The sequence below is a fragment of the Rathayibacter rubneri genome (assembly GCF_023743255.1).
GTDB lineage: Bacteria > Actinomycetota > Actinomycetes > Actinomycetales > Microbacteriaceae > Rathayibacter > Rathayibacter rubneri.
In genome coordinates this window covers 1-19560 of record NZ_JAMRYM010000002.1, presented here as the reverse complement: position 1 = coordinate 19560, position 19560 = coordinate 1, and the positions used below count along the sequence as shown (strand labels likewise).

Genomic DNA, 19560 nt, shown 5'->3' with positions numbered 1-19560 from the left:
ATGGTGGACGAACGCTCCGGATCGATCGCGCTCGCCCTCTCCGAGAAGTGCGTGGGGCTCCTCCTCGAGCGCGGCACGGTGAAGGGCGTCAGCTCGATCGATCCCGCGCACGCCGCCGGCATCTCGCTCCGCACCTTCCACCGCTACCTGGGCGGCAAGGAGGACTGCGTGCGGCCCGTGCTCTACGCGGCCATCTCGGCGATGGGCCGCGAACTCCTGGCGCGCCCCGCCGACGAGCCGCTCCACCGCGCCCTCGGCGCCGCCTTCGCCGCCGCCGCGTCCGGGCCGCAGCTCGACCGCACGCTCCGGCTGATCCCGCTGCTCACCGAAACCTCCGCCATGCGCGCGGTCTGGGCGCAGTCCCTCCACGACGGCGAGGCGGCCCTCACCCCGTCGATCGCCGAGCGGATGGGGCTGGAGCCCGAGGAGACGCCCCGGGCGGCCGTCCTCGCCACCGTCGTGATGGCCCTGGTGCGCCGGGCGCTCGTCGACGCCGTCGCCACCGGGGTCGATCCCGCGCCCGTGTTCGACGAGTACCTGATGACGCTCGGCGGCGGACCGCTCGCCGCGCCCACCGGGCACTAGAGCCGACGGTCAGCCTCTCCCCCGCTCAGGGATCGACGACAGGTGTCCGCTCGGGCACCTCAGAACTGGACGCGCGGCGGCTCCGAGATCGCGGCGAGGTTGTCCACCTCGAAGAAGTCCCGCTCCGAGAAGCCGAGCCGCCGCGAGAAGAGCGTGTTGGGGAACACCTTCACCTTGGTGTTCATCTCGCGCACTCCGCCGTTGTAGAACCGGCGGGCCGACTGGATCTTGTCCTCGGAGTCGACGAGCTCGCCCTGGAGCTGGAGGAAGTTCTGGCTCGCCTGCAGCTGCGGGTACGCCTCCGCCACGGCGAAGATCGACTTGAGCGCCTTCTGCATGTGGTCCTCGGCGACGGACGCCTCCGCCGGCCCCTGTGCGGACAGCGTCTCGGCCCGGGCGCGCGTGACCTGCTCGAACACCTGGCGCTCATGGGCGGCGTAGCCCTTCACCGAGTCGATGACGTTCGGGATCAGATCCGCGCGCCGCTTCAGCTGCACGGTGATGTCGCTCCACGCCTCGTCGACCCGGACGTTGAGGGTGACCAGGGAGTTGTAGGTCGCCCAGAGGTAGATCCCGAGGATCACCACGAGGGCCACGACGACGATGAGCGGGACCAGCCATTCCATGCCGACAAGTGTAGGGAACGCGGGTCGGCCGCTCTCACGGGCACGGCGCTTTCGCAGTGTCCGCGGGCGCGTCTACTTCAGCGTCTTCTGCAGCAGCACCGTGCTGAGCCAGCGGTTGAACTTGAAGCCGACCCGGCCCATCCGCCCCACCTCGACGAAGCCGTACTGGGCGTGCATCGCCAGCGACGCCTCCGCCCCCTTGTCTGCGATGACGGCCATGATCTGACGGATGCCCACGGCCTTCGCCCGCTCCAGCAGCTCGGTCATCAGCGCCTTGCCCAGGCCCTTGCCGGTGGAGGCCGCGCGGAGGTAGATCGAGTTCTCGACCGTGAAGCGGTACGCGCGCTTCGAGGACCAGGGCGAGACCATCGCGTAGCCGAGGATCTGCCCGGACGGCGACACCGCGACGATGAAGGGCAGCCCGAGCTTCTGGTTCCTGGTGAACTTCGAGCGCCACTCCTTGATCGTCGAGTCGTCCTCGTCGAACGTCACGACGGTGTTGCGCACGTAGTGGTTGTAGATCTCGCGGATGTCGGGGAGGTCCTCCTCGCGCGCCTCGCGGATCTCGTACGAGAAGTCGGGCTCGGGCGGAGGCGTCCTCCGCAGGTGCGGCGGCAGGACGCGTCGCTGCTCGTACTCTTCCTCAAGCATGGGGGTCCCCTCCGTCGATCCGGGCCGCGCGCGCGGACAGCGTCCAGCGTATCGGCGCACCGCCGGGCTCTGCGGCGCGGCCGCTCACTCCGACAGGCGCCAGTCGACCGGCTCGGCGCCGCGCTCGACGAGCAGCGCGTTCGCCCGGCTGAAGGGGCGCGAGCCGAAGAAGCCCCGGGAGGCCGACAGGGGGCTCGGATGCGCGCTCTCGACGATCCCCGCGTCGCCGAGGAGCGGGCGCAGGCCCGCCGCATCCCTCCCCCAGAGGATCGCGACGAGGGGAGCGTCCCGCGCCGCGAGCGTCCGGATCGCGTGCTCGGTGACCGCCTCCCAGCCCTTCCCGCGGTGCGAGGCGGGAGCGCCGGGCGCGACGGTCAGCACGCGGTTGAGCAGCATCACGCCGCTGCTGGTCCAGGCGCCGAGGTCGCCGTGCTCGGGAGGAGTGACGCCGAGGTCGTCGCGCAGCTCGCGATAGATGTTCTGGAGGCTCCGCGGCACCGGGCGGACGTGCCGCTCGACCGCGAAGGAGAGCCCGATCGGATGCCCCGGCGTCGGGTACGGGTCCTGGCCGACGATGAGCACGCGCACGTCCGCGAGCGGAGCGCGGAAGGCCCGGAGCACGTCCGCGCCCGCGGGCAGGTAGGGCCGACCGGCGGCCACCTCGGCGCGCAGGAAGTCGCCCATCGCGGCGATGTCCGGGCCCACCGGTGCGAGCGCCGACGCCCAGCCCGCGTCGATCAGGCCGGCAGCCGCCAGCTCCTGGAGGTCCACGGGTCAGCTCGCGGCGAGCGTGGCCACGAGCACCCCGGACTCGCCGGCGCTCGCGCGCCAGACGGACCCGGCGCCCGAGACGCGCAGCGCTCCCGTGCCGACCGTCAGAGCGGTCGACTCGTCGATCGCGACCCCGCCGTCGACGAGGCCGGCCTCGACCGCGGCCACGAGGCGGCCGAGCGTGCCCCACTGCGCGGCGTGCACGTCTATCGAGACGTCGACCAGGCCGATGCCCTCGAGCACCGTCACCTCGTCGAGCTCCTCCGCGGCGTCCTCCGGTGCCACGACGACGCCTCCGATGCGGGATCCGCCGACGATCGCCCGGTCCGCCGCGATGGCGGCACCGGCCGAGAACCCGGCGTAGGGGGTCCCGGAGGAGACCAGGTCGCGCAGGCGCTCGAACGAGTCCTCGAGGGCGTCGCGGTACGCGGGGGTGAGCCCGCCGCCGACGAAGATCCCGTCGACCTCGTCGAAGACCGACGGGTTGATGCGTCCGCCCTCGGGCTTGAGCACGGCGACCGGCTCGATCGGGCCGACCGACGCGAGCGTCGCCGCGTATCCGGCGTAGGCCTCGGGCCCCAGCCCGTCGTGCACGACGACGATCGCGATCCGCGGGCCCTCGATCCGGCCGGCGTCGACGGCGCGGGCGCGCGCCTCCGCCAGGAAGGCGCCGTAGAGGTCGGAGTCGTGCTCCGCCCCGCCTCCGCCGCCGATCAGGTGGACGCTCATTCGCCGTCCTCAGCGAGAGCGCCGTCGACCGGAGGGAGGGCCGACCAGGGGAAGACGATCCAGCGCGGGGTGCGGCGCCAGAAGAAGTCCGGCTCGAGCACGGTGCGGGGCTTCGTGTAGAGCGTGACGGTGCGCACCTCGGCACCCATGGCCTCGATCAGCTTGACCGACAGGGCGAGCGTGTGGCCGGAGTCGGACACGTCGTCGACGAGCAGGACCCGCTTGCCGCGGACCGAGGCCTCGTCCAGGAGCGGAGGCAGCACGACGGGGGCGGCGAGCCGCGCCTCGACACCGGTGTAGAACTCGACGTTCAGCGCCCCGCAGCTCTTGATGCCGAGCGCGTACGCCACGGCTCCCGCGAGCAGCAGACCGCCGCGGGCGATGGCGACGACCAGCTCGGGCCGGTAGCCCGTGGCGACCACGTCGTCCGCGAGATGCCGCGCGGCGTCGCCGAACTCGAGCCAGCCGAGGACCTCCTTCTCCGTGGCGGCGAGGAGGGCGGCGGAGTCGTCGGCGTCGGAAACCATGATGGACAGGCTAGAGCGTCGCGCGCCTCCGCGTCACATCGCCCGAGGGCGGTCGGACGCCCCCCGTCAGAGCTTCGGCGCCAGCGGACCCCGGACGACCTTGTGCGGCGCGGCCTGCGCGACGGGCTTGATCGTCACCAGATCCAGGTTGACGTGCGCGGGGAGCTCCACGGAGGAGACGATCGCCGCGGCGACGTCCTCGGCCACCAGGGGCGCGGCGACTCCGTCGTACACCTTGTCGGCCCGCTCCTTGTCACCGCCGAACCGCACCAGGGAGAACTCCTCGGTGTGCACCATGCCGGGCGCGATCTCGACCACGCGGATCGGCTCGCCCGCGAGCTCGAGGCGCAGCACGGCCACCAGGGCGTGGGCCGCGAACTTGGCCGCGTTGTACCCGCCGCCGCCCTCGTAGGCGACGTGACCGGCGATGGAGGTGACCGTGACGATGTCGGCCGAGCCCTCGGAGCCGGCGTCGGCGACGCCGCGGCGCAGCAGCGGGAGGAGCGCGCTGGTGACCAGCTTCACCGAGAGCACGTTGATCTCGAACATCCGGGTCCAGTCGGCCGGGTCGGACGCCTCCACGGTATCGAGTCCGAGCGCACCGCCGGCGTTGTTGACGAGCGCGTGCACGGCTCCGGTCGCGGCGAGGTGGTCCCGCAGGGCGTCGACCTGGGCGGAGTCGGTCAGATCCGCGACGAAGAAGCCCGCCCCCGTCTCGGCGGCGAGCGCCTCGAGCCTCTCGCGCCGGCGGGCCACGGCCACGACGTCCCATCCGTGCTCCCGGAACAGGCGGACCGTGGCCGCACCGATCCCTGAACTCGCTCCTGTCACGACGACGCGTCGAACCACGCTCGTCCCCTTCCGTCAAGCCTCGGACACCACCGACTCCGTCGTCGCCCCCAACGCTAGTCTGACCCGGTGAACCCCGCCGACCCCGCACCCGCGACCGGCGGAGTCGGCGCTCCTCCCAAGCGCCGCGTCCCGCTCTGGGACAACGCCCGCTTCGTCTGCGTGACCCTGGTGGTCATCGGGCACGGGATCCAGCGCCTGACCGCCAACTCCGACGTGTCGCTGATCGTCTACCTCACGGTGTACGCGTTCCACATGCCGGCGTTCGCCATCATCTCCGGCTACTTCTCGAAGGCCGGAGCGCCGAACGCGCGCGCGATGCGCCGGGTGATGACCGACATCCTGCTTCCCTACCTGATCATGGAGACGGTCTGGACGCTGGTGCAGCTGGCGGTCGAGGGCAAGACCGAGTTCAACCCGACCAAGCCCAGCTGGACGCTCTGGTTTCTGCTCGCGCTGGGCATCTTCCGTCTCGTGCTCCCCTACCTCGCGCTCCTGCGCTGGCCGCTGCTGATCAGCGTCGTCCTCGCGGTGGGGGTCAGCTACTACGACAACATCGACTCGACCTTCTCGCTGGCGCGCGCGATCGGGATCCTGCCCTTCTTCGTCTTCGGCTGGCGGCTGCGCGGCTGGCGGACCGGCTCGCGGCTCCTGGTCGACCGCTGGCTCGCTCTGCCGACGGGCAGGGTCCTCGCCGTGCGCGCGGTCGCCCTCGTCCTCTTCGCCGTCACGGCGATCGTGATGACGGTGAACATCGACGCTTTCCGCGCGGCCGACCTGCGCTACTGGTTCTTCTACGACCGTCCCTACGACGCGCTCGGCGAGACGGAGTGGTGGGCCGGCCTGGTCCGTCTGGCGCTGATGCTGACCGCGGTCGTCCTCTCCCTCGCCCTCTTCGCGCTGATCCCGCGCGGGCGCACGGTGCTGACGCACTGGGGCCAGTCGACGATGTACGTCTACCTGCTGCACAGCTTCGTCCTCTACCCGCTGCGGGAGTCGGGGGTGCTCTCGGCCGCGGACAGCACGTTCGCCCTGGTGCTGATGATCGTGCTCTGCATCGCGGTCTCGGTGGTGCTCTCGCTCGGCTGGACGCGGACCGTCTTCCACAAGCTCGTCGAGCCGCGCGCCGCCTGGCTCTTCGCCCCCGTGCAGGACGAGCGGCCCGATCGGCCGCGTCGCGCTGATCCGACGGGCTCCAAGCGCGATCCGCGCGCCGCGTCCGATCGCAGCACGCCCGACCGCACCGCACCGCGCTGAGGCGCTCCCCGTCGCGGGATGACCTCGTGTGTCGGCGGACCTCGCCCCGGCCCGGCCGCCCGCCTAGGCTCGTCGCGGCGGAGAACGGACTCCGCCCCTCCGCCGTCACGACCCGATTGGACGCACCATGACCGACCCCGCCGAGTGGCAGTTCGAGACCAAGCAGATCCACTCGGGAGCGGCGCCGGATCCGGTCACCAAGGCGCGCGCCACACCGATCTACCAGACGACCTCCTACGTCTTCGACAACGCGGAGCACGCGAAGAACCTCTTCGCCCTCGCCGAGTCCGGCAACATCTACACCCGCATCCAGAACCCGACGCAGGCCGTCGTGGAGGAGCGCCTCGCCGCGCTCGAGGGCGGCTCCGGCGCCCTGCTCCTCGCCTCCGGCCAGGCGGCCGAGACCGCGGCGGTCCTCAACATCGCGCACGCCGGCGACCACATCGTCTCGTCGTCCTCGATCTACGGCGGCACCTACAACCTGTTCAAGTACACGCTGGCCAAGCTGGGCATCGAGACGACGTTCGTCGAGAACCAGGACGACCAGGAGGAGTGGCGCCGCGCGGTGCGCCCGAACACGAAGCTCTTCTTCGCCGAGACCATCGGCAACCCCAAGATCAACATCCTCGACATCCGCTCCGTCGCCGACGTGGCGCACGCCGCGGGCGTCCCGCTGATCGTCGACAACACGATCGCGACGCCGTACCTGATCCGCCCGTTCGAGCACGGCGCCGACATCATCGTGCACTCGGCCACCAAGTTCCTCGGCGGACACGGCACGGTCATCGGCGGCGCCATCGTCGACGGCGGCACTTTCCCGTGGAGCGAGAACGCGGCGAGGTTCCCCGGTCTCACGACGCCGGACGAGTCCTACCACGGCGCGGTCTACACGGCCGCGGTCGGCGACTCCCTCGCCTACATCATCAAGGCCCGCGTGCAGCTGCTGCGCGACCTCGGTGCGTCCATCGCCCCGGCGAGCGCCTGGCAGCTGATCCAGGGAATCGAGACCCTCTCGCTGCGGATCGAGCGCCACGTGCAGAACGCGCAGGAGATCGCGGAGTACCTCGAGAACCACTCCGACATCGCGTCGGTGAACTACTCCGGTCTGCCCACCTCGCCCTGGTACGCGGCCGCGAACCACTACGCCCCGAAGGGCGTCGGAGCCGTGCTGTCGTTCGAGCTCAAGGGCGGAGTCGACGCGGGCCGCGCGTTCGTCGACTCGCTCACCCTGTTCTCGCACCTCGCGAACATCGGCGATGTCCGCTCCCTCGTCATCCACCCCGCATCGACGACGCACTCGCAGCTCACCCCCGAGCAGCAGCTGACCGCGGGTGTGACGCCCGGACTCGTCCGCCTCTCGGTGGGTCTGGAGAGCATCGACGACCTGCGCGCCGACCTCGCCCAGGCCCTGCGGGCGGCCCGTGCCGTGGTCGAGGCCTCGCGCGCGAACGCCTGATCCGCCTCCTGGCCCGTCGCCGGCTGCGCCGGAACGGACGGGATCCCCTGCCGCGGCGGGGGATCCCGTCCGTTCCGGGCTGTCCCGCGACAGGACGCCGGGGGGGGCGTCACGAGCACCGGCGCCGGTCGGCGCCACGACGGACGGGCGTAACAAAGACCGGAGCGGGGCGGCGCTCTGACACGATGGAGACCGCTATGGACTGGCAGCAGACACTCGAGGACACCGTCCCGTCGGCGTTCGTCACCGAGCGCCAGCTCCGCTCGGTGATCGGCAAGCCGCCCGCCACCGGGGCCTGGCGCGACGGCGATCACCCCGGCAACCGCCGCTTCGTCGACGTCGGCCCCTTCGACTTCGAATCGGGCGGGCACCTCCCGCACCTGCGGATGGCCTACGAGACCTGGGGCGAGCTCTCCCCCTCCGGCGACAACGCGATCCTCGTGCTCCACGCGCTGACCGGGGACTCGCACCTCCTCGGCCGGGGCGAGACCGGCCACGCGACCGACGGCTGGTGGTCGGGACTCGTCGGACCCGGCGAGGTCATCGACACCGATCGCTGGTTCGTGGTCGCGCCCAACATGCTCGGCGGCTGCCAGGGGACGACCGGGCCGGCCTCGCTCGCTCCGGACGGGCACGAGTGGGGCGCGCGGTTCCCGTACACGAGCATCCGCGACCAGGTCCGGGCGCAGGTCCTCTTCTCGGACCTGCTCGGGATCGAGCGCTGGCACACGGTCATCGGCGGCTCGATGGGCGGGATGCAGGCGCTCGAGTGGGGCATCGACCATCCGGAGCGCGTGGCCCGGCTCGCCGTGCTCGCCGCTCCGCCGCGGGCGACCGCCGATCAGATCGCGCTCAACTTCGTGCAGCTCGAGGCGATCCGCAGCGACGCGAACTTCGCCGGCGGGGCCTACTACGACGCCGGCGACGGTCAGGGCCCGTACCACGGGCTCGCCCTGGCCCGCCGGATGGCGCTGCTGAACTACCGCAGCCCCTCGGAGCTCAACGACCGCTTCGAGCGCAGCTGGCAGTCGGGCCTGAGCCCGCTCGGCGGCGGAGGGCGCTTCGCGGTCGAGTCCTACCTCGACTTCCACGGCAACAAGTTCACCCGCCGCTTCGACGCCAACAGCTACATCACGCTCGTCGAGGCGATGAACTCGCACGACGTCGGCCGCGGCCGCGGCGGCGAGGCGGAGGCGCTCTCCCGCATCACCAGCCCGACCCTCGTCCTCGGCATCGACAGCGATCGGCTCTTCCCCGTCGAGGGTCAGCGGATCATCGCCGTTCACGCTCCGGGCAACATCGACGGGGACGAGGTGGCCGTGATCAGCTCCACCTTCGGCCACGACGCCTTCCTGATCGAGGACGACGTGGTCGGCGGGCACCTCTCGCGCCTGCTCGCCGTGTGAGCCGCTCCCGGCCCGAGCGCCGGCAGTGGCTATCGTGAGTCGGGGGCCCTTCCCCCGACGATCCGAGGGAGTCGCCCCGTGCCCATGATCCGCAGCGTGCGGGAGCGCGACCGCCTCCTGCAGCAGTCCGCGCGAGCGGTGGGCCTGCTGACGGACGGCGCGGCGCTCGTGCTGGTCCTCGTGCCGGGCACCCTCGATCCGCTGGCCACGCCCTTCGCCGTCGCGCTGCTGCTCGGACTCGCCGTGGTGCACGTCCAGCTCGGCAGGAGCGGCGCCCGGCTCTGGCTGGTCGCCAGCGGTGTCGGCGGGCTCCTGCTGGGCGCGGGGATCGCCGTCGACGTCGCGGACTCCCCCGGCTTCGCGGCGTTCGTGCTCGCGAGCACCGCCAACGCGATCACGAGCACCGTCGCCGTGGTCGTCAGCACGTCCCCCCGGCGCGCACTGACGCTGCTCCCGATCATGCTCGCGAGCCTCGTGCCGTCGATGCTCGCCGCCAGCACCGCGATGACACTCAACGTCGCGATCCTCAGCCTGCTGCCGTGGGGCTGCCTCTGCGCGTTCGCCCTCTGGATCAGCACCGCGGTGCCGCGGGTGGTGCGTCGGATCGACAGCATCGGCAACGCGCACCGCGTCGAACGGCAGGCCAGCGAGACGGAGGCGCAGCGCCGTCAGGGCGCCCGGCTCCTGCACGACACGGTGCTCGCCACGCTGACCCTGCTCGCCCACTCCGGGGTCGGCGTCTCCGTCGACGCCCTCCGCCAGCAGGCGGCCGAGGACGCGCAGCTCCTGCGGCAGCTGCGGCTCGGCGGAACCCCCACCCCCAGCGCCTCCGGCTCGTACCAGCTGACGAGCGTCACGAGCGCGCCGGCCGCGCACACCCTCGAAGGCGTCAAGAACCGCTTCGGACGCATGGGCCTGGACGTCATCTGGCACGGCTCGGGCCAGATCGTGCTCAGCGGAGCCGCCCTGGACTCGTTCCTCATGGCCCTCGCCGAGTGCCTCGAGAATGTGCGGCGGCACTCCGGGGTCAACTCGGCCGACGTCACGATCACCGAGGACGACGGCACGGTTCGCGCGATGGTGACCGATGCGGGAGTCGGCTTCGACATCGGCACGGTCCCCGCCGCCAAGCTCGGCTTCAAGGAGTCCGTGGTGGCGCGGCTCGCGGACGTGGGCGGGCGCACGCGCCTCTTCAGCGCGCCCGGTGCCGGCACGACCGTCGTCCTGGAGGTGCCGAAGTGACCGAGCCCGTCGCCCCGCTGCTCAACGGCGCTCCCCGCCGCCGGGGGCGTCCCTCCCGCGCGGCGTCCTCGGCCAAGCAGCAGCACGAGGGGCTCGGCACGAGCTACCTGGGCAGTGGGCTCACCGGCATCGCCCTCGCGATCATGGGCTACGAGCTCCTCGTCTTCCTCGGCAGCCTCGACGAGTACTCGCGGCCGGGCCTGGGAGCCGCGGCGTGGCTGCTGCTCGGAGCGACCTTCGGCGGGACCGTACTGGCCATCGGTCTCACGGGCCAGAGCCTGCCCTCCTGGGCCTACGCGGCGTTCCTCGCCGGGGCGTCGGCGGCCGTCGTGCTCGATCTGGCCGCCGTGCTGGGAGCGGGCTCGCAGGCGGCCCCCACAGCCGCCGTGGCCGCCGCGGTCGCGCACACGGCCCTCATCGTGCACCGGCGCGGAGTCGAGATCGTCGCCGTCGCGCTGATCGTCGCAGCCGCCGAGCTCGCCGTCTTCGCCGCGATGGAGTGGGGCGACCCCGATGCGGTCTCGGTGCGCGTGAGCGCCCTGGTGCTCACCCTGACGCCCGCCGTGGTCGTCGTCGTGATGATGCGCGGCTTCCGCCGCATGGTGCAGCTCGAGATCGACCGGGCCCTGGTGCAGAGCACGACCGTCGGACCGCGCTACGCCGTCGGCATGCTCGCCTCGGAGGAGCTCGCCCGCCTCGACCTGGCCGCGGAGCGCCTGCTCGCCGAGGTCGGCGACGCGAGCACTCCGCTGCCCCTCGACGCCGACCGGGCCGCGCACGCGGCGTCCCTCGCGACGCAGCTGCGCCTCCACCTCATCGAGGGCCGCCGCGAGACCTGGCTGCACCACGCGATCCTCGAATCCGAGTTCCTCGCCCCGCTCGTCCACCTCGACGATCCCAACGGCACCGCCGGACTGCTCGGCCAGGCCCAGCGCGACGGCCTGCTCTCGGCCATCTGGCTCATCCTCGACGGTGCCGTCGGCACTCCCGCGGCCCTCCACGTCGAGGCCGGATCGCCCCGCGAGCCCTCCCCCGACGCCCCGGCGCGCACGCTCCTCGTCCCGATCGCACTCCGATGCGAGGGTGTGCCACTGCGCGGAGTGGATCCCGCGACGTGGGAGGCTATCGCTCAGGTCGGCGCCTCGCGCACCCCGTCCCGCGACGGCGAGCTGCGGATCGAGATCGACTGCCTGGTCGAGAACCCGGTCGACCGATGACCGGCGGCCGCGAGACGCCGATGAGCCAGAGCCCCCAGACCCCGGGACCCCCCGAACCGCAGACGCCCCGAACAGCCGAAGGACTCCGATGACCCACTCCGCCGAGCCGAAGATCACCCTCGCCGTCGTCGACGACCACAAGATGCTCCTGGGCGCCCTCACCGAGTGGATCAGAGGCGCCGCCTCCGACATTCAGCTCGTCGCCGCGGTCGCCTCCTGGCCGGAGCTGCTCACGCACCCCGAGTTCCCGGTCGACGTGGTCCTGCTCGACCTCGACCTCAAGGACAACATCCCGATCTCGGTGAAGCTCTCGACGCTGAAGACCACCGGGGTGAAGACGGTGCTCATGAGCACCTACTCCGAGCCCGCCGTCGTCCGCGAGGCCCTGGCCTCGGGAGCCCTCGGCTACCTCGTCAAGACCGAGGACGCCGACATGATCGTCGAGGCGATCCGCGCGGCGAAGGACGGCCACTCCTACATCTCGCACGAGCTCGACATGGCGCTGTCGACGGGCGACTCCGACGGCGCGCCGAAGCTCAGCGCGCAGGAGCGCCGCGTCATGGCCCTCTACGGAGGCGGCGAGCCCGTGAAGTCCGTCGCCTTCGAACTCGGCATCTCGGAGGAGACGGCGAAGTCGTACCTCAAGCGCATCCGCGAGAAGTACCGCGTCGTCGGCATCGACGTGGGCACCAAGGTCGCGCTGCGCAAGCGCGCCATCCACGACGGGATCCTGATCGAGACGGACTGAGTTGCTCTGCCCGGCGGTCCCCGCCCGCCGGGCCGCAGTCGGCTTGTCCACATGGTCGCGGACCGCAGAGCGGCCTGCGGCGCCCTGCGTGAATCCGCTGGCACGCGGATTCACGTCGCGGGGCTGCACCTGTCGCACGGCGGTCCCCGCCCGCCTTGCCGCAGTCGGCTTTCCAGCGCGGTGCGGAACGCGGAGCGGCCTGCAGCGCCCTGCGTGAATCCGCTGGCACGCGGATTCACGTCGCGGGGCTGCGCCCTTCGCGCGGCGGTCCGCGCCCGCCGGGCCGCAGTCGGCTTTCCGACGCGGTGCGGACCGCGGAGCGGCCTGCGGCGCCCTGCGTGAATCCGCTGGCACGCGGATTCACGTCGCGGGCTGGCGCCGGCGCTATTCGAGCGCTCGCAGCACTCTGCTGGTCGAGTAGTCGCCCGCAGGGCGGCGTATCGAGACCCACGTCCGCCCGCAGCTCCGGAAGAAGGGGCCGTTGCCCGAGCTCGGGAGAGATGTGCGAGCCGGCTGATCGCGCAGCACGCCGCTGGCGAGGATCGCGGCGTCCCGCCCCTCCGCTCGCAGTGTCGGGAGCCGAGGGACGCCACCCGGCGCTCCCTAGAGCGCGTTGATGGGGACGCTGCCGGTGCCGGGGGCGGCGGGCTCGCGCGGGGCGGGGTAGGCAGTGCCGCGGACGCGGTCGATCGCGAGACTGCCGAGGGCGAGGAGGATGCCGGCGGCGGTGAGGACCACGCCCACCCAGATCGGTGAGAGGTAGCCGAGTCCGGCCGCGATCGCGACCCCGCCGAGTGCGGCGCCGACCGAGTTGCCGATGTTGAGCGCGGAGTGGTTCAGTGCGGCGGCGATCGTCTGGCTGTCGCGCGCGACGTCCATCAGACGGGTCTGGATGGCGGGCGAGGCTCCGGCCGAGAACCCGGCCGCGAGGAACGCGAACACCAGGAGCCCCACGACGGTCGTCGCGGTGAGCGCGAGACCCACGAGGGACACCCCCACGCCCGCGAACAGCACGAGGAGAGCGAGCCGCACGTTCTTGTCCGCCGCCCAGCCGCCCGCGAGGTTGCCGACGGTCATGCCCAGGCCGATCACGACCAGGACCCACGGCACGGCGCCTAGCGGCAGCCCGGTGACCTCGGTCGAGAGCGGGGTGATGTAGCTGTACATCGCGAAGAGACCGCCGAAGCCGATCGCGCCGATGGCGAGCGTCATCCAGACCTGCAGGCGCCCGAAGGCCTTGAGCTCGTTGCGCATCGTCGCCGCGGGGTTCCCCGGCTGGTGCGGCACGAGGAGGGAGACCGCGACGACGGTGGCGGCGAAGATGGCCGCCACCACCAGGTAGGCGGAGCGCCAGCCGGCGTTCTGGCCCACCCACGTGATCGCGGGCACACCCACCACGTTGGCGATCGTCAGTCCGGACAGCACGAACGCGACGCCCTTGCCGCGGCTGCCCGGTCCCATCAGATCGGCGGCGACGAGGGAGGCGATGCCGAAGTAGGCGCCGTGCGGGAGCGCGGCGACGAACCGGGCGACCAGCACGAGCTCGAAGGTCGGCAGCAGCGCCGAGGCGACGGTGCCGAGCGTGAAGGCGACGAGCAGACCGAGCAGCAGGCGCTTGCGCGGCCACCGAGCGGCGGCCGCGGCGATCGTGGGCGCCCCCACGACCACTCCGAGTGCGTACGCCGAGATCAGCATCCCGGCCTGCGAGTTCGCGAGCTCGGTGTCGGTCGCCCAGACGCCGGGAAGCAGATCGGCGGCGAGCTGGGGCAGCAGACCCATCGCCACGAACTCCGTGGAGCCGATGCCGAAACCGCCCATCGCGAGGGCGAGGAGGGCGAGACGGGTCCGGGCGGGCGAGAGAGTCACCGGACCAGGGTACGGGCATTCCGAGCGGAGTCGAAACGATTCGAGCGGGAGAGCGCTCCCGCTCGACTCACTCCCCCAGTGCCTGCCCCAGGCGCTGGATCTTGGCGTCGATCTCGCCGGAGTAGCCGGGCCGGATGTCGGCCTTCAGCACGAGCGAGACGCGGGAGCCGAACGCACCGACCGCCTCCGTGGCCCGCTTGACGACGTCGAACACCTCGTCCCACTCCCCCTCGATCTCGGTGAACATCGAAGTGGTGCGGTTCGGCAGACCGGAGTCGCGCACGATGCGCACCGCTGCGGCGACCGCGTCGTGGACGGAGGCGTCGGGGCCTTCGCCGCCCGAGGGAGCGACCGAGAACGCGACGAGCATGATGACCTCCTGCAGCGCGGCCGCCGGTCGGCCGCTGGATCCGAGCCTACGAGCCCGGAGGGATCAGCGCGCGGCCGCGGACGCTCCGAGGGGGACGTCCTCGAATCGGGTGACGACTCGGCGCGACCCCGAGCGCCAGAGCTCGCGCACGACCCAGCCGAGCAGCATCAGCAGCAGCACGTTCCGGACCGACAGCACGAGCACCATCCACCAGTGCGACCAGAGCAGGAACAGGTACAGGTACGGGTAGACGAGCTGCGTGAACGCCGCGACCCACAGGGTCAGCTTCGCGGGGGTGCGGAAGGCGTCGCGGTCGACGACCAGCCCGGCGATCACCGGCGGGGCGAGCCAGACGACGTACTGCGGCGAGAGCACCTTGTTGACGTCGATGAACACCACGACGAAGGCCAGCGCGAGCAGCGGGAGCAGGCGCGCGGCCGAGGCGCCGGAGCGCAGGGCGCGCAGCCCCAGGCCGGCGACGACCAGGATGGCGGCCGCGAGCAGCGGGGTCATCAGTTCGGCCGCGGCCTCCGTGCCCGGCCCGTGCATCTCGAACGTGTTGATGTCGGCCGCGTACCAGACGTAGCTGCCGGAGCCCGGGAGCACCGAGAGCCACATCCACGGCGTGCTCACCACCGCCTCGATCTGCAGCCCGCGGGTGGTCTGGTCCGAGACGAAGCTGAAGACCTGCTCGCCACCTCCGGCCAGCACGACTCCGAGCACGATGACGGCGGAGGCGAGGACCGGCACGACGATGCGCCGCACCCGACCCCGCAGCACCAGCACGGCGGCGGCGAGCACCGCTGCGGGCCAGACCTTGACCCACGTGGCGATCGTCAGGAGGAGCGCGGAGGCCCCCGGCCGCGTGCCGACCCACAGCATCCCGGCGATGACCGGCGGAGCGGTGAAGGCGTCGATCCGCCCGACCGCGATGGGCCCGAGCAGGACGAGGAACAGCAGCCACCAGCGCGCAGCGGCCAGTCGCGCGGGCCGGCGGCCGTGCAGGAGGAGACCGAAGGCCGCCGCATCGGCGAGAGCGACGAGGACGAGCCAGACGACGTCGTATCCGGCGGCGCCGAAGAGCCACGATGCGGCGATCGGCGCCCAGGCGAGGATCGGGTAGACCCAGCCGGTGTCGATCCCGGCGACGCCGCCACCCTCGACCGCCGTCTGCATCCACTGCTTGTAGACGATGCTGACGTCTCCCATCGGCAGCCCGGGCGCGAACAGCGCCAGCACCGAGAGCAGCAGGTGCACCAGGGCGAATCCGCCCCAGAGCACGGCGGCGGAGTCGCGGTTCTCGCGCAGCCGGACCGTGGGGCGGGTCCTCGCCGGGGTTCCTGGGGTCGTCACGGCGTCATCATAGAGCGGCCGTCGAACGGCATCCTGGCAGGCGCGAAGTGCCGGGGCAGCGGTCAGTAGCCGGCGAACGCATCGGTGCGGATCCGCTTCGCTCCGGCCCCGCGGAGGGCTCCGCGCACCGAGTCGACGAAGGTCGGCGACCCCGAGACGTATCCGACGCGGCGGGGCGCGTCCGGGACCAGATCGGCGAGCGAGGCGGCCGTCAGCCGTGCCGAGGAGTGGGTCCAGCCGTCGGGAAGTTCTTGCGGCGCGTCGGGCGACAGGAGCACGACCCGCGCTCCCGATGCCTGCAGCAGCTCCCGGTAGGCGGCGTCCTCGAGCGCGGCCGCCGCGTAGACGACCACGACATCGCGCGACGGGCCGTCCGCGAGGGCCGACAGCTGGCTGGCGAAGGGGGTGATGCCGATGCCGCCGGCGACGAGCAGCAGCGGCACGGAGGGATCCGACGGCAGGACGAAGTCCCCGCCGACGCCCGTCGCCCGCACCACGGTGCCCGGCTCGAGGGCGGCGAGGGCGCGTTTGAAGCTGCTCGCCTTCTCGGGCACGCGCATCGCGATCGCGATCTCGCCGTCGCGGGGAGTGGAGGCGATCGAGAACGTGCGGCGACTCCCCCTCGCGTCGGAGCGGTGCGGCAGATCGAGCTCGATCCACTGCCCGGGCTCGAAGGGCAGCGGCGAGGCCGGCCGGAAGCGGTACTCGGTGATGCCCGGCGCGATCGCCTCCGCGGAGCGCAGCTCCAGCGGCAGGCGTCGGCGCTGGCGGAACGCGAAGGCGAACGCGAGGGCGTTGCCGACCACGAGACCCAGCTCGGGGCTCGAGTAGAGGATCCCCCAGTGGAACGGCACGCTGGTCAGCAGCGCCGCCACCACCGCCACGACGAGCTGCTGCGAGCGGCGGGGCGCGAGCGTCAGCGGCTCCGTGAGCATGAAGGCGCCCGCGAAGACGAACGGGTACGCCGTGAGGACCGACAGCGCGGCCGCCCCGACCTCCTGGCCGGCGAGGACGGACTGGGACACGGACACCGATCCGGCGACCAGCACGAAGACCAGGAAGATCGACCAGCGGCGCACCCGCGCCACGATCAGCAGCGCGGCGACGAGCACCCAGGGCCACAGAGCGCCCGTCGGCAGCACCCAGGCGGCGGCCGTCAGCGAACCCTCCGCCGGGGTGCCCTCGAGCAGCCCCTGGGCGAGGGCGACGAGGAGGACCGCCACTGCGGCCGGGTTGAACACGTGGCGCCCCCGCCAGGCGAGGACGTACTTCGACGCCGCCGCGATGGCGCCCACCAGGGCGACGACCAGCAGGGCGCCCGGCTCCGCGGTGGGGAAGAGCAGGAAGGCGATCAGGAGCCCGGTGACGAGCGAGGACTCGAGGTGCGCGGGCGAGCGCACCGCCTTCGCGAGCAGCCAGGTCACCGCTGTCGTGGACGCGACGGCCACCACGGCGGTCGCGGCGATCTCGAGCGGTCGGAAGAAGATCAGCCCCGCTGCGGAGTAGCCGAGGGCGACCGCGAGGAGCGCGGCGAGCGTCATCCAGACCAGGCGGTACATGGTGATGCGCCCGAGGGCGCGATCGAGGGTGCCGATCATCGGAAGACCTCTCCGGGGAAACGGGGCGAGTGGTGGAGGGTGCCGTCGCTGAAGACGCGGACGAACTCGAAGTCGAAGCGCTCGGCGAGGACCTCGGGAGGGCTGACGAACAGCGCCGTGGCGAGCCCGTCGGCGAGCAGAGCCGTGTCGGCGATCGCCCAGGTGGCGACCACGGTGTCGACGGGTCGGCCGGTGCGCCCGTCGAGCACGTGGTGCAGGCCGTCGCCCCAGGCGCGGCGGTTGCTGGCGGAGGCGCAGAGCGCGCGCTCATCGGGGACCGCCACCCCGATCGCCCGCGCCGGGTCGTAGGGGTGCTCGAGGGCGACGCGGAAGGGACCGGCGGCGCGGGCGCGGAGGTCCCCTCCGGCGTCGACCACCGAGTGCTCGACGCCCTCGGCGTCGAGCTCGGCCAGGACGAGATCGACGAGCTGGCCCTTCCCCGCCGCGCCGACGTCGAGGACCACCGCTCGCGATGTGGACACGGTGCGGCCCCCCGCCGAGCGGGCGTCGGACCAGGAGGGCGGCGGGGCGGCGGGTCCGCGCGGGACGAGCGTGTAGTCGGCGTCGTACCCCAGTTGCTCGAGGGCGTCGCCCACGAAGGGCGTCACCGCGCCGGCGGTCACCTCGTCGAGGGCGTCGTAGAGGGCGAAGAGGTCGTCCGCCTCCTCCGGGAAGACGTGCTCGCCCGGTCCGGTGCGCAGGCGCGACACCGCGGAGTCGTCGCGGAAGCGCGACCAGGTGCGGTCGTACTCCGCGATGCGCGCCCCGACACGAGCGCGCACGCCCGCGTCGAGGGCGACGCCGGAGTCGATGCGCCAGACGGTCCCGATCGCGTCGAACCGCCAGACGTGCTCGAGCACGTGCCGGTCGTCAGGCCGCGGCATCGGCCTTGATGGTCTCGACGGCATCGTTGAAGCCGCCGGAGGTGAGGGAGGATCCCGAGACGACGCTCACGTCGAGCTCGTCGAGGGGCATGCCGACGACCTCGCCGGAGATGCCGCTCGCGAAGCGCTCCTGGTACTGCTCGCCGGTGGGGTTCTCGGACTGCGGGGTCACGGTCACGGCCGTGACGACGCCGCCCTCGAGCGTGAGCTCGACGCCGACGGTCTCGTTGCCGCCGGGAGAGGTGTAGGCGCCCTCGGCGTCGTAGGTGCCGTCGGCGTACGCGCTGTCGCCGGCTGCGGCGTCACCCGTGGCGGCCTCGGTCGAGGTGGTCGCGGGCTCGGAGGCGGCGGAGCTCGGCGCCGTCGTCTCGTCGGCGGAGTCGGTGCCGGCGGTGGCCGTGCTGGAGCAGGCGGCGAGGGCGGCGAGGGTTCCCGCGCCGGCCAGGAGGGTCAGGGCGTAGCGGACGGGAGTCGTGGTCTTCGCGGTCATGTCTGTTCTCCTGAGTGGGGGCGGACGCGGCTGTCGCTCCCGACCGTAGGGACGGGAGTTGTGGGGTTCCGATGAGGCGGCCGTGCGACCCCGGTGACGGAGCCGCGGTGCGCGCTTCTCCCGGGACAACGGCTCGACTGCGGGATCGGTTCAGCCTCCCGGACCATAGCCGGGCTGTCCTTCTCGGGCATCGCCCTCGGGCGTCACCCGAGGAGGCTCGCGACGACGCGCGGGAGGTGCTCGGCGATGTCGAGGGCGGCGATCGGTCCGCCGGCGGACGCGCGCGCGCCTGCTCGGGCGTGAAGGACGGAGGCGGCTGCCGCGGCGGAGGCGAGCTCGCGGTCGCCGAGGGCCGTGTTCCCGGCCTCGGCGTCGGCCGAGCTCCCCGCGAGCAGGGCGCCGAGCACTCCTCCGAGCACGTCGCCGCTGCCGGCCGTCGCGAGCCAGGGAGTCGATCCGCTCACCTCGAGGGCGACGTCCCCCGCGACAACGTGCGTCGTGCTGCCCTTGAGCAGCACGCAGACCTCGAACTGCTCGGCGGCGCGGCGCGCCCATCCGGCCGCGTCCGCCGCGATCCCTGCCGCGTCGACCTCGACCCCGGCGCGCTGGAGCATGCCGGCGAGCTCGCGGAAGTGCGGAGTGACGATCACGGGCCCGTCGACCTCGCCGATCAGGTCGAGCGCTCCGGCGTCGAGCACGACGGGCACTCCCGAGTGCAGCTGCTCGAGCAGCACCCGCCGCTCGGAGTCGGAGCGGTCCGCGGCGCTGGTGCCCGAGCCCACGAGCCACGCCTGCACGCGCCCCGCACCGGTGACCACCTCGGGTCGCCGCGCGAGCACGAGCCCCGAGGGCCCCTCGGGCCCGAGGTACCGCACCATGCCGACTCCCGTCCGCACGGCCGCCTCCACCCCGAGGACCGCCGCCCCCGGATACCT

Annotated in this window: 20 protein-coding genes; 7 read left to right on the top strand and 13 right to left on the bottom strand. The window is 72.6% G+C overall.

Annotation, left to right across the window (positions count from 1 at the left end; genetic code table 11):
- On the top strand, nt 1-585 hold the full coding sequence (locus NB037_RS01010; RefSeq protein WP_251942807.1) for a TetR/AcrR family transcriptional regulator: 585 nt from the start codon (nt 1-3) through the stop codon (nt 583-585).
- A gap of 59 nt (nt 586-644) precedes the next feature.
- On the opposite strand, the gene NB037_RS01005 is transcribed toward NB037_RS01010, so the two are convergent.
- From NB037_RS01005 to NB037_RS00980, 6 genes are all read right to left on the bottom strand, one after another.
- On the bottom strand, nt 645-1211 hold the full coding sequence (locus NB037_RS01005; protein WP_251942804.1) for a LemA family protein: 567 nt from the start codon (nt 1209-1211) through the stop codon (nt 645-647).
- A 72-nt stretch (nt 1212-1283) separates the two neighbouring features.
- Entirely contained in the window at nt 1284-1862 is a 579-nt protein-coding gene (locus NB037_RS01000; RefSeq protein WP_251942802.1) for a GNAT family N-acetyltransferase, read from the bottom strand.
- Nucleotides 1863-1946: 84 nt separating this feature from the next.
- Complete coding sequence (locus NB037_RS00995) at nt 1947-2633, bottom strand: uracil-DNA glycosylase (RefSeq protein ID WP_251942800.1); 687 nt, start codon at nt 2631-2633, stop codon at nt 1947-1949.
- 3 nt (nt 2634-2636) lie between these two features.
- Nucleotides 2637-3362, bottom strand: coding sequence for a Type 1 glutamine amidotransferase-like domain-containing protein (locus NB037_RS00990; protein WP_251942798.1), 726 nt, complete (start codon nt 3360-3362; stop codon nt 2637-2639).
- On the bottom strand, nt 3359-3889 hold the full coding sequence (locus tag NB037_RS00985; protein WP_207404886.1) for a phosphoribosyltransferase: 531 nt from the start codon (nt 3887-3889) through the stop codon (nt 3359-3361). Before NB037_RS00985 ends, NB037_RS00990 begins: the two co-directional genes overlap by 4 nt.
- Before the next feature lie 66 nt (nt 3890-3955).
- On the bottom strand, nt 3956-4738 hold the full coding sequence (locus tag NB037_RS00980) for an SDR family NAD(P)-dependent oxidoreductase (protein WP_251942796.1): 783 nt from the start codon (nt 4736-4738) through the stop codon (nt 3956-3958).
- Nucleotides 4739-4807: 69 nt separating this feature from the next.
- On the opposite strand from NB037_RS00980, the gene NB037_RS00975 reads away from it, so the two are divergent.
- The 6 genes from NB037_RS00975 to NB037_RS00950 all read left to right on the top strand — a co-directional run bounded on the left by NB037_RS00975 (nt 4808) and on the right by NB037_RS00950 (nt 12064).
- Nucleotides 4808-5995 (top strand): acyltransferase family protein, encoded by a 1188-nt coding sequence (locus NB037_RS00975; protein WP_251942794.1) that lies wholly within the window; start codon nt 4808-4810, stop codon nt 5993-5995.
- Nucleotides 5996-6122: 127 nt separating this feature from the next.
- Entirely contained in the window at nt 6123-7451 is a 1329-nt protein-coding gene (locus NB037_RS00970; RefSeq protein WP_251942792.1) for a bifunctional o-acetylhomoserine/o-acetylserine sulfhydrylase, read from the top strand.
- A gap of 197 nt (nt 7452-7648) precedes the next feature.
- On the top strand, nt 7649-8857 hold the full coding sequence (metX, locus tag NB037_RS00965; RefSeq protein WP_251942790.1) for a homoserine O-acetyltransferase MetX: 1209 nt from the start codon (nt 7649-7651) through the stop codon (nt 8855-8857).
- 84 nt (nt 8858-8941) lie between these two features.
- Complete coding sequence (locus NB037_RS00960) at nt 8942-10099, top strand: sensor histidine kinase (RefSeq protein WP_251943043.1); 1158 nt, start codon at nt 8942-8944, stop codon at nt 10097-10099.
- The gene (locus NB037_RS00955; protein ID WP_251942788.1) at nt 10096-11316 is read left to right on the top strand and encodes a hypothetical protein; all 1221 of its coding nucleotides are present in this window, start codon (nt 10096-10098) and stop codon (nt 11314-11316) included. Before NB037_RS00960 ends, NB037_RS00955 begins: the two co-directional genes overlap by 4 nt.
- A gap of 88 nt (nt 11317-11404) precedes the next feature.
- The gene (locus NB037_RS00950; protein WP_207404896.1) at nt 11405-12064 is read left to right on the top strand and encodes a response regulator; all 660 of its coding nucleotides are present in this window, start codon (nt 11405-11407) and stop codon (nt 12062-12064) included.
- A 603-nt stretch (nt 12065-12667) separates the two neighbouring features.
- On the opposite strand, the gene NB037_RS00945 is transcribed toward NB037_RS00950, so the two are convergent.
- The 7 genes from NB037_RS00945 to NB037_RS00915 form a co-directional block, all read right to left on the bottom strand.
- On the bottom strand, nt 12668-13930 hold the full coding sequence (locus NB037_RS00945) for an MFS transporter (RefSeq protein ID WP_372490663.1): 1263 nt from the start codon (nt 13928-13930) through the stop codon (nt 12668-12670).
- A 67-nt stretch (nt 13931-13997) separates the two neighbouring features.
- Nucleotides 13998-14300 carry a thiamine-binding protein gene (locus NB037_RS00940; protein WP_251942786.1) on the bottom strand — a complete coding sequence of 101 codons (303 nt, stop codon included), beginning with the start codon at nt 14298-14300 and terminating at the stop codon, nt 13998-14000.
- A 63-nt stretch (nt 14301-14363) separates the two neighbouring features.
- Nucleotides 14364-15653 carry a glycosyltransferase family protein gene (locus NB037_RS00935; RefSeq protein WP_251942783.1) on the bottom strand — a complete coding sequence of 430 codons (1290 nt, stop codon included), beginning with the start codon at nt 15651-15653 and terminating at the stop codon, nt 14364-14366.
- A 62-nt stretch (nt 15654-15715) separates the two neighbouring features.
- Nucleotides 15716-17251: an FAD-dependent oxidoreductase gene (locus NB037_RS00930; RefSeq protein ID WP_251942781.1), complete on the bottom strand. Its 1536-nt coding sequence runs from the start codon at nt 17249-17251 to the stop codon at nt 15716-15718.
- Nucleotides 17248-18135, bottom strand: coding sequence for an FAD:protein FMN transferase (locus NB037_RS00925; RefSeq protein ID WP_251942778.1), 888 nt, complete (start codon nt 18133-18135; stop codon nt 17248-17250). Before NB037_RS00925 ends, NB037_RS00930 begins: the two co-directional genes overlap by 4 nt.
- Nucleotides 18122-18625, bottom strand: a complete 504-nt coding sequence (locus NB037_RS00920) for an FMN-binding protein (protein ID WP_251942777.1) — start codon at nt 18623-18625, stop codon at nt 18122-18124. Before NB037_RS00920 ends, NB037_RS00925 begins: the two co-directional genes overlap by 14 nt.
- Before the next feature lie 203 nt (nt 18626-18828).
- Nucleotides 18829-19560 (bottom strand): ADP-dependent NAD(P)H-hydrate dehydratase (locus NB037_RS00915; RefSeq protein WP_251942775.1); only part of this gene is annotated, 732 nt, incomplete at its 5' end.